This window comes from Serratia sp. J2, from assembly GCF_046269175.1.
Classification (GTDB): domain Bacteria; phylum Pseudomonadota; class Gammaproteobacteria; order Enterobacterales; family Enterobacteriaceae; genus Chania; species Chania fonticola_C.
The window spans coordinates 44,356-52,009 of record NZ_JBKABN010000035.1; the positions used below are offsets into that span (position 1 = coordinate 44,356).

Consider the following 7,654-nt stretch of genomic DNA (forward strand, 5'->3'; position numbering starts at 1 on the left):
GTCGCTGTAATGGAAGTCTTATCGTTCCTTTCCCAACAGCACTACATGCGCGTACTGCACTAGAAGGAAGAGGATTTTGTGCATCAGCACGAGCTTCCATTTTCAATATATCTGATATATTGATATATCAAATATATTCTTTACTTTACCTTATCGGTTGCTGCATTTTTGCTCCCCCAAATGCTACCATTGAGCAACATTGACCGATAAGGAAAGAGGATGGAAAACAAAGCGATTGGATTAATCACTGGTGCGATCAAGAGTAAAGGGCAATTCCTAGCACTGGCAACAAAGATCCGCCTCAACGGTGGACGCGATGAACTGTTGTACTTTGCATTCCCTAAGTTAAAGGGTCTGTTGTTTACCCTGCAAAGCAAACTGGCCTTGATGCACGAAAGCGGTGCTTTCAACACAACCCAAAGCAACCAGGAAACTGACCAGGAACAAGCACGCTATCGCCAAGAAACGATGGCGTTCACCGATGCTGAGCTGACCGCACCGGATGGGAAAAAGGGCGTTAATATACTCACAACCCTGCCAGGGAACGGCTATATCACGCTGAATATCGAACGCATAGACGGCCAGCAGGTGAATATCGATATCTCCGATGCCGCCATCGAGATCTTCACCGGCTACATACTGCACACCTTAAAGGCAGCTGGCGGTGAAGCACTGATGGAACACGCTATCTCTAACCTGGATTTTATGGGGCTGTACTCCGTTGAGTACAGAACGAATGGCGAACTGGACTATAAATATTTCAATCAAGATCCGTGGCAAATGAACGCACTGAAACACCATATGGCAATCCTCTACACCGTCAAGAACGGCAGCAAGAAGGATGTCAAATGTGCGGCCATCGTCAAAACGTCCATCCCAAGCGGGACGCAAGAGACGCTCGACATGGCTAAACGCGTGGCAGAGGCGAATCCTCAATTAGCCGCTTATCAGCATCGGTTTGATACAATCTATACGCACATCCTACACAATCCGACTGATCAGCCTATGGAACTCGATGCTGCATTAGACGTATTATCCCGGCTCTACCTTACCCATTCAGCGGCAGGTAATGCGTAGATATATATCGGAAATATACACGATATGATATGTCTAACAAATACCTATTAGAATATATCGGATATATCCAATAGAAGATATATCCGATAAATCACCTGGGTGATATCTTCGATATATTCCCAACGCCCATTATGGCGATCGCCTCTTCCGGCAGCATCGAGAACGACAGCCCCAGATCGCGGGTCACGTCCAGGGCGAAGATCTTGGTGTACACCTCCGTGCTTTCCAGGCGCTCATGCCCCATCAGTGCCTGCACCTTCTTGATATGCACCCCATTCATCAACAGATGCACCGCAAAGCTGTGCCGGAACGTCTTGGGCACGATAGGCGTAATCGAGAAGGTGACACCGTCACGGCTTGCCCGACACACAGCGGCCTTCAACCAGTTGCGGGGGGTTTCGGTACTGCTGATATCCCAAATCGGTGACGCACGTCGCGCCATCAACTTGAACGTCGAAAAATACTCCTGCACCCGGCGTTGATACGCCAGATCCGGCAACGGCACCGCCCGCAGCGGCACAACATGGCTGGCCTCTTTCGTCGGACGGCCTACCGGCTTTTTGGTGGTGCGCTGCTTGAGGGTACGTAACCGCACGAACGGCATCACATCGTTGAAGAAAAAATCGTTCGGGGTGAGGGCCAACGCTTCGTTGATCCTGGCACCGGTATTCCACAGCGTATCGATGAGCAACCGCTGGCGCATGTCGGGCAGGTACGAGAGCAACACGGCCACTTCGGGCGCAAGCAGATAATGCGGGAGGGGCAGATCGGCGGCCAACGCCATTTGACGTAAGCGAACGGCGTGTTCATAGCCCCACATCGGGCTGATCGCGCTACGTGAATTCTGGGTGTCGTTGTGAGGGATAAGCCGCAATTTTTTACTCTCCGCAATCTGGCGATTTTTTCATCGTCCCGTCATCAAAATAACGACAGGGTGAGCCGGTGAGGTAAATTGTGGCAGAACAGGCGGCGCAGGGCGACCGCAATAATTCGGTGATCGTTCGTTGGGGTGTTTGGGGAGTTATCGGTATGTGCGGGAAAAACCCAATCAGGAGGGGAGGGAGCGAGGCGGTCAGTAACGCCCCCGTTACCGCCGCCAACCCCGGATGCAGATGTGCAGGCATCTGATCCACAACGGATTATAACGCAATGAGGGGCAAAGGCTAACCCGGACGTGCCGGGGACCGAAAACAGGGGCGAAAAGGGGGGCAAACACTACATCTGGTAACGATCGCCGCTGATGGAGCCACTAGATATAGTGTTTTACGGCGGGGCCAAGGGGAGCCGGGGTAGGGCGCTGGGGAGTCCTCCTGTAAAGCCCAACCGGCGAAGGCCAGGCAGTGATCAGGGGACGGAACACCTAAAACTGCTCAGTTTTTAACTTATTGTTGAAAGTGGTATGATGACAACCATTATTTGATGTGGAGAATGAGTAGAATGGATACTACCGAAGAACTCAATGGCACGTATTACTATCACGGAATAGACAATGTCACCGCTCAAGAATTGTTTTGGATAATATTTGTAGAAGAATTTGCCAAGCATGAAGGGCTTGCCATAGAAAGCGCAGCGATGATCATCTCAGGCTTGCCCCTGATACCGAAAAAAAAAGGGTTAGGCAAATCAACCTGGGGGACAAGCGTTGCCTCTAAAGCCTCTCGAAAGATCTTTAAAGATATGCGTTTTGCTGGGCCAGTAGAAACACCTGTCGGTTTTATGAAAACCCGTATGACCAGCAAGATCGGGACAGCCGTAGGGCGATATGCCCCCTATGTGGGCTACGTTCAGGCAATGATCGTTTTTAGCATCATAGCCAAAGAAACACGGAATAAATACAATCTGATCGCACGACCTGAACACCGTATTGAATGGACGCCTTTCTAATGGTCGATGAAACTGAAATCCTAACCTACCTGACTGAAAAATATAGTCTGCATAAAAAGCCCGTCCTTAAAGAATGGACTTTTCAAGAGCACTTTAATTTTGTTCAGGAAGAGTTAGAGGAAATGCTCGTCGACCTGTTCACGCGTTACGCGATATCCCATGATAACTTTGATTTGGATGAATACTTTGAACCGGAATGGCCTGTATGGTTGTGGTGGAAGAAGCTACAACGAAGGGCATACAAACCCCTCACGGTCAATATGATCATAGAATCCGCAAAAGCGGGAAAATGGCTGTATCAATAAGAGACTCATTGCCCCCTGTATTATCATACAGCCTAGACGATCATGTTATGGGCTCGGTTTATGCCGTTAACGCTTAAAAGACCCTATCATCCCAAATGCTATAACCCGACGTACCCGCCATCCGGTGATTCCAGGAAATAGATTTATATTTAAGGACAATCTTCTCATGCGGCATCATGTCATTATCATTGATGGAATGCGGATAGATGCACGTAATATCGACAATACTGGCTTCCGTCAGTTTGATTTCGTAATAAAGCTCTAATTGCCCAGTCGTATTTATCCTGTAAAAATAAAATATCGCCTCAATAAGCTCGTTGCCAGAAATTGCCATCGCTAACAAAGGTGAGGACTTATCGATAGGTTTAATAAAATGTACAGGGTGATGCTGTACGTTCTGCTCACGCGTGATACTATGATCTAACTCTAACACTTGTGCTTGGTCTTCATGACCTGTCTGGGTTCTGTTACCAATGGAATCGAATGATGAACATCCGGCGGAAATCAAACCTTGTTTCTTTCCATTAAGACTCACATAAATCAGGCTAGACATAGTATTTCCTTATATAAAGTAGACATTATTTTTCATTAGAGCCTGCCGGAACTTTAATTTCCAGCGTGAATTTGTGGTGAACGCCATTGCCATCAGCATACTTCATTTCAGCGTAATGGCCCTCGGTTTCAGCAAACAGTGTGAATATTAATTCCATCATGACTAACAATGCTTCCTCTGGAGCCATGACGCTATCATTAACCGCACGCATGAGTTGTTGATCTAACTGACTTACAGCCTCATCTTTTAATTCGTTATTCACTTTATCTAAAAAGCTCTTGGCAATTTCCATATCACTGACTCTGTTAGTAATAAAACGAGTGTATGTTGATACTAATGAAAACGTGAGGGTATTTTTTCACGCGTAAGCTTGAGTGTACGACCATCTGAGACTTTCATTTCAGCGGTGTCAGTTTTCATTATGCCAAACAATGAAATGCATCGTTTCATCATAAGCGCCATTTTCTCTTCAGGCGCTAATGGGCTTTCACTCAAACTATGGCTAATTTTTTCTGACAATTCAGCCATGGCCGGGGATTGATGACCGAAAAAAGTCCGTGTTTCTTTTTCTTTATCCATACCAGTAACTCCCTTTATTAGGGCGGAAGCCCAAGCTTGTAAAAGTGTACGCTAAGTGTGCATTTTTAACAATCCTGTCAAGATTAGCACAGCGCGATCAGAACTGACCGCCCGGAGCGAGCGGCCAACACCGATTTGATAGCGTTTAAAAGGGCTTCAACTGCTGCCGGTCGCGAAAATTGATAGCACTCGCTTGACCAGACACCAGGCATCGAGAACGGAAATGCTATCAACAATGCCTTAACGGCGCGGACGTCCGACAAGATAATGATAACTACCATAGGCAAGCAGGCCATAGGATACCGCAGTGATTAGGATATCCTTACGAATGGTATCGGGTTCCCATGTGACGAGAAAAGGCACCGACACCATAAGCAGTAAAAATGCTGCGATAAAACAGAAGCACAGCATTACAAGAATTTTATGTAGTATTTTAGTTAGCATAACCATCCTGTCTCACGTTACTGGCCCACGATATTAACATTTTAATAAACCAGGCGGAACGCCGTTCCTGCCGCTATTGCCCAATCAGGGCGGCGCTATCATAACTGACTGCCCGGACAACACGGCCAACGCGAAAATGATAGGAGTTGGTCGCACAGCTGGCGCTGCCGGTGGCGAAATTTGATAGCACTTGTTCACCCAAGCACCAGGCATAGAGCGCAGAATTGCTATCATCGAGCAAGCGCGCTTTATCTTCTTGCGTCTGAAAGTCTGCCGTTAACTGATTGCCCACCTAGGCGTATTTTTTTCAGTAAGGCGCCTGCACTCGCCAACGAAAAAAATGGTTTTATAAATCTGTTATAATCGCTCACAGAAGTCGATGGTTATTGAAATTTAGACTTCACTCAATCATAAACTTAAATTAATTAGGTGGTCACAATGAACAAGATTGAACCAAGCCATGCCATACGGGAAAAAATTCTAAAGTTAGCCAATGCGGCATTCCCCTCGAAAAAAGACTTTAGTTTTGTATATGATTTTGGATTTCAACCAGGACATCCTGATGCTGCTGCAAGGGATTTGATAATCATTACATTACATAGCATGGCAAAAAACGGAGAAATTGAAATCGTCAACATTGAGGGTGATGATGGGGTCAGCGTGGTTCTTTCAATGGAAAATCACCAATCTTTCAATGCAAAATCGACACAGGATTAGTAAGTAGCTTTTCTTAGCCCGTTCGCCCGGTTGGGCTTTATTCCCGTAAAGCCCAATCAGGGCGGCGCTATCAAAACCGACCGCCCGGAGCACACGGCCAACGCGAAAATGATAGGATTTGGTCGCGCAGCTGGCGCTGCCGGTGACGAAAATTGATAGCACTCAGCACACCAAGAGCAAGGCCTCGAGCGCAGAATTGCTATCAAACGTGACTAAACAAAATCTTCCATGCTGCCGCCCCCAGAAGCCCACAGGCAAGAATACTGAAAGTGACCACCACCCCTAAAGTTTTCCACCTGCGATCCTTTATTATATCAGCCGTCAGGATTATGACTCTATAGACAGAGAGGAATCCCATTCCAGCCAAAATAATAAACCACCAATCTATATCAAACATAATTACACCCCTATCCTTTTATTTACTATGCTTAGGACTCTACGGCCCAGTTTAACCATGTCATTTGAAACGGCATCGTTTGACAAGCCACGGATCTGATCATGCTGGAAAATAGCTTTATTTGGCATACGACTTAAACCCAGAGTCGCCCTCTCATTATTCATGTTAAGAGAGAAAACGCGGTAACTGCCATAAGCGCAAAAACCATGATAGGTAACAACACAATGTTGCATGGCATTTCCTTCATTTTCCAAATCAACCAGACAGGTGATCTCACTGACCTTAGCGCTCCCCTTTAGGGATTGTGACCAATCAACCGCCACTCCATCCCATTCTGGCTTTATATACTCTCCTAAATGGCTACTGTTTACCCTATACTCCACCATCCATTTTGTTGCCAATCGCTGAAGCGAAGGCCAATTTTCTCACAAAGCATAATTATTCCTATCAATTAAACGAGTATATATCACTGTTATGGGTAGCTAAAAGGCTTACTGAGCTTTTATTTAGACGGGTGCGGGGTGTCACCCCGCCTTGATTTTCCGTTGTTTCATGTACTTAGCTATCATAGACGTTAAAGAAGCGATAAAAACAAACATTGCTGCTAAGTTAAGTAGAGCAAACATAAGGTTTACCCACAAATTTTCGATGAATAAAAGCGAGCTATAAAAAGGGATAAACGAAATACAGTAAATAATCATAGCTTTTATGGCGCGAGGTTCTCCCTTTGAAAAAAAAACTCCTTTGCAAACAGCTAAAAAAATAATTATACCCACTAGGAGATCAACGAATGTGCTAATATGAGGCATGACAACTTCCTTTTTAATTGTGTCTTTACGGTATTTTCTAGCTGTAGCTTTTTTTCTTTAAGATATGAAACTTTGCAAAATTTCGATTAACTATGCAAAACAATAGTGCAAACAGTGACGAATAAAAAATAGTTTTATTTTGTTTTATGAATAAACGCTTAGCGGCTCTTTGTTAACCACGAACTCCACAATCGCCCCTGATAGCCTTGCACCGGCTATCAGGGCGCTCCCGTTCGCGGAGGTGGCTTGTTGGCCTCTCCGCTTCACTGGCTTTGCTCATGTGGATTTGTGGATAACAAAAGGTGATAGCATTTTAACTTTTGTTGCAGGATAGCAGGCAGAAAAAAATCCGACACATTAGAAATATGTCGGATATATATTATTTAATATATTAGCTATCGGTTACTGATTTTCTGATGGGATGAGGAAGCTGTCTAAAGTCTTCCCCTGATCCAATGCATCTTGAATCTGTCTAGGTTTACGACCAACACCCGACCAGTAAAGTGTTTGACCATCCAGCTCATACTGATACTTAGGCGCACGTTTAACACCTGTTTTTGACTTTTTGGCTGCGCCGCCAGCCGATTCGATACCCAGCAGCTCGCTAGGGTCAAAACCTTCTGATTGGATCAACTGTAGCAGTTCCAGGCGTTTTGTCTCACGTACAGCACGTTCTTGCTTCTCTCGCTCAGCATCTTCACGCCGTTCTTCGATAACGATGTTCAGTTTTTCTTGCATTTCAATCAGCAGATCGAAGTCTGTTTCACGCGCAAATGCGCGTACAGAACGAATATTAGACAAAATACCTCTAACTTTGCTATAGATGTCGTTGTCGCTCATCATTTCCCCTTAGATTTTTTAGAGAACTCAAAGCCCAGTTTACCTGTGA

General features: G+C 45.6%; 12 protein-coding genes. 4 read left to right on the forward strand and 8 right to left on the reverse strand.

Annotation, left to right across the window (positions count from 1 at the left end):
- The first annotated feature begins 219 nt into the window (after positions 1-219).
- A complete protein-coding gene (gene yjeJ, locus ACKWMY_RS25045) occupies positions 220-1,077 on the forward strand; it encodes a YjeJ family protein (RefSeq protein WP_409487271.1) in 858 nt (285 codons plus the stop codon).
- A gap of 91 nt (positions 1,078-1,168) precedes the next feature.
- Here yjeJ and ACKWMY_RS25050 read toward each other — a convergent pair whose 3' ends face one another.
- A complete protein-coding gene (locus ACKWMY_RS25050; protein WP_409487272.1) occupies positions 1,169-1,951 on the reverse strand; it encodes a tyrosine-type recombinase/integrase in 783 nt (260 codons plus the stop codon).
- A gap of 563 nt (positions 1,952-2,514) precedes the next feature.
- Between ACKWMY_RS25050 and ACKWMY_RS25055 the strand changes: the two genes are divergently transcribed.
- Entirely contained in the window at positions 2,515-2,961 is a 447-nt protein-coding gene (locus ACKWMY_RS25055; protein ID WP_409487273.1) for an STM2901 family protein, read from the forward strand.
- Positions 2,961-3,266: a DUF1493 family protein gene (locus ACKWMY_RS25060; RefSeq protein ID WP_409487274.1), complete on the forward strand. Its 306-nt coding sequence runs from the start codon at positions 2,961-2,963 to the stop codon at positions 3,264-3,266. Before ACKWMY_RS25055 ends, ACKWMY_RS25060 begins: the two co-directional genes overlap by 1 nt.
- A 73-nt stretch (positions 3,267-3,339) precedes the next feature.
- Here ACKWMY_RS25060 and ACKWMY_RS25065 read toward each other — a convergent pair whose 3' ends face one another.
- From ACKWMY_RS25065 to ACKWMY_RS25075, 3 genes are read right to left on the reverse strand one after another with little or no spacing between them, the layout of a single operon-like run.
- Positions 3,340-3,819, reverse strand: coding sequence for an Hcp family type VI secretion system effector (locus tag ACKWMY_RS25065; protein WP_074031956.1), 480 nt, complete (start codon positions 3,817-3,819; stop codon positions 3,340-3,342).
- Positions 3,820-3,844: 25 nt separating this feature from the next.
- On the reverse strand, positions 3,845-4,111 hold the full coding sequence (locus tag ACKWMY_RS25070) for a hypothetical protein (protein WP_065684450.1): 267 nt from the start codon (positions 4,109-4,111) through the stop codon (positions 3,845-3,847).
- A 41-nt stretch (positions 4,112-4,152) separates the two neighbouring features.
- Positions 4,153-4,398, reverse strand: coding sequence for a hypothetical protein (locus ACKWMY_RS25075; protein ID WP_409487275.1), 246 nt, complete (start codon positions 4,396-4,398; stop codon positions 4,153-4,155).
- A gap of 882 nt (positions 4,399-5,280) precedes the next feature.
- Between ACKWMY_RS25075 and ACKWMY_RS25080 the strand changes: the two genes are divergently transcribed.
- Positions 5,281-5,559, forward strand: a complete 279-nt coding sequence (locus tag ACKWMY_RS25080; RefSeq protein WP_409487276.1) for a hypothetical protein — start codon at positions 5,281-5,283, stop codon at positions 5,557-5,559.
- Positions 5,560-5,761: 202 nt separating this feature from the next.
- Here the strand turns inward: ACKWMY_RS25080 and ACKWMY_RS25085 are convergent, their stop codons facing one another.
- The 4 genes from ACKWMY_RS25085 to ACKWMY_RS25100 form a co-directional block, all read right to left on the reverse strand.
- Positions 5,762-5,956 (reverse strand): hypothetical protein, encoded by a 195-nt coding sequence (locus ACKWMY_RS25085; protein WP_409487277.1) that lies wholly within the window; start codon positions 5,954-5,956, stop codon positions 5,762-5,764.
- Positions 5,957-5,958: 2 nt separating this feature from the next.
- Positions 5,959-6,279 (reverse strand): PcfJ domain-containing protein, encoded by a 321-nt coding sequence (locus ACKWMY_RS25090; RefSeq protein WP_409487278.1) that lies wholly within the window; start codon positions 6,277-6,279, stop codon positions 5,959-5,961.
- Positions 6,280-6,480: 201 nt separating this feature from the next.
- Positions 6,481-6,765, reverse strand: coding sequence for a hypothetical protein (locus ACKWMY_RS25095; protein WP_409487279.1), 285 nt, complete (start codon positions 6,763-6,765; stop codon positions 6,481-6,483).
- A gap of 402 nt (positions 6,766-7,167) precedes the next feature.
- Positions 7,168-7,605: an H-NS family nucleoid-associated regulatory protein gene (locus tag ACKWMY_RS25100; RefSeq protein WP_409487280.1), complete on the reverse strand. Its 438-nt coding sequence runs from the start codon at positions 7,603-7,605 to the stop codon at positions 7,168-7,170.
- Positions 7,606-7,654 lie beyond the last annotated feature (49 nt).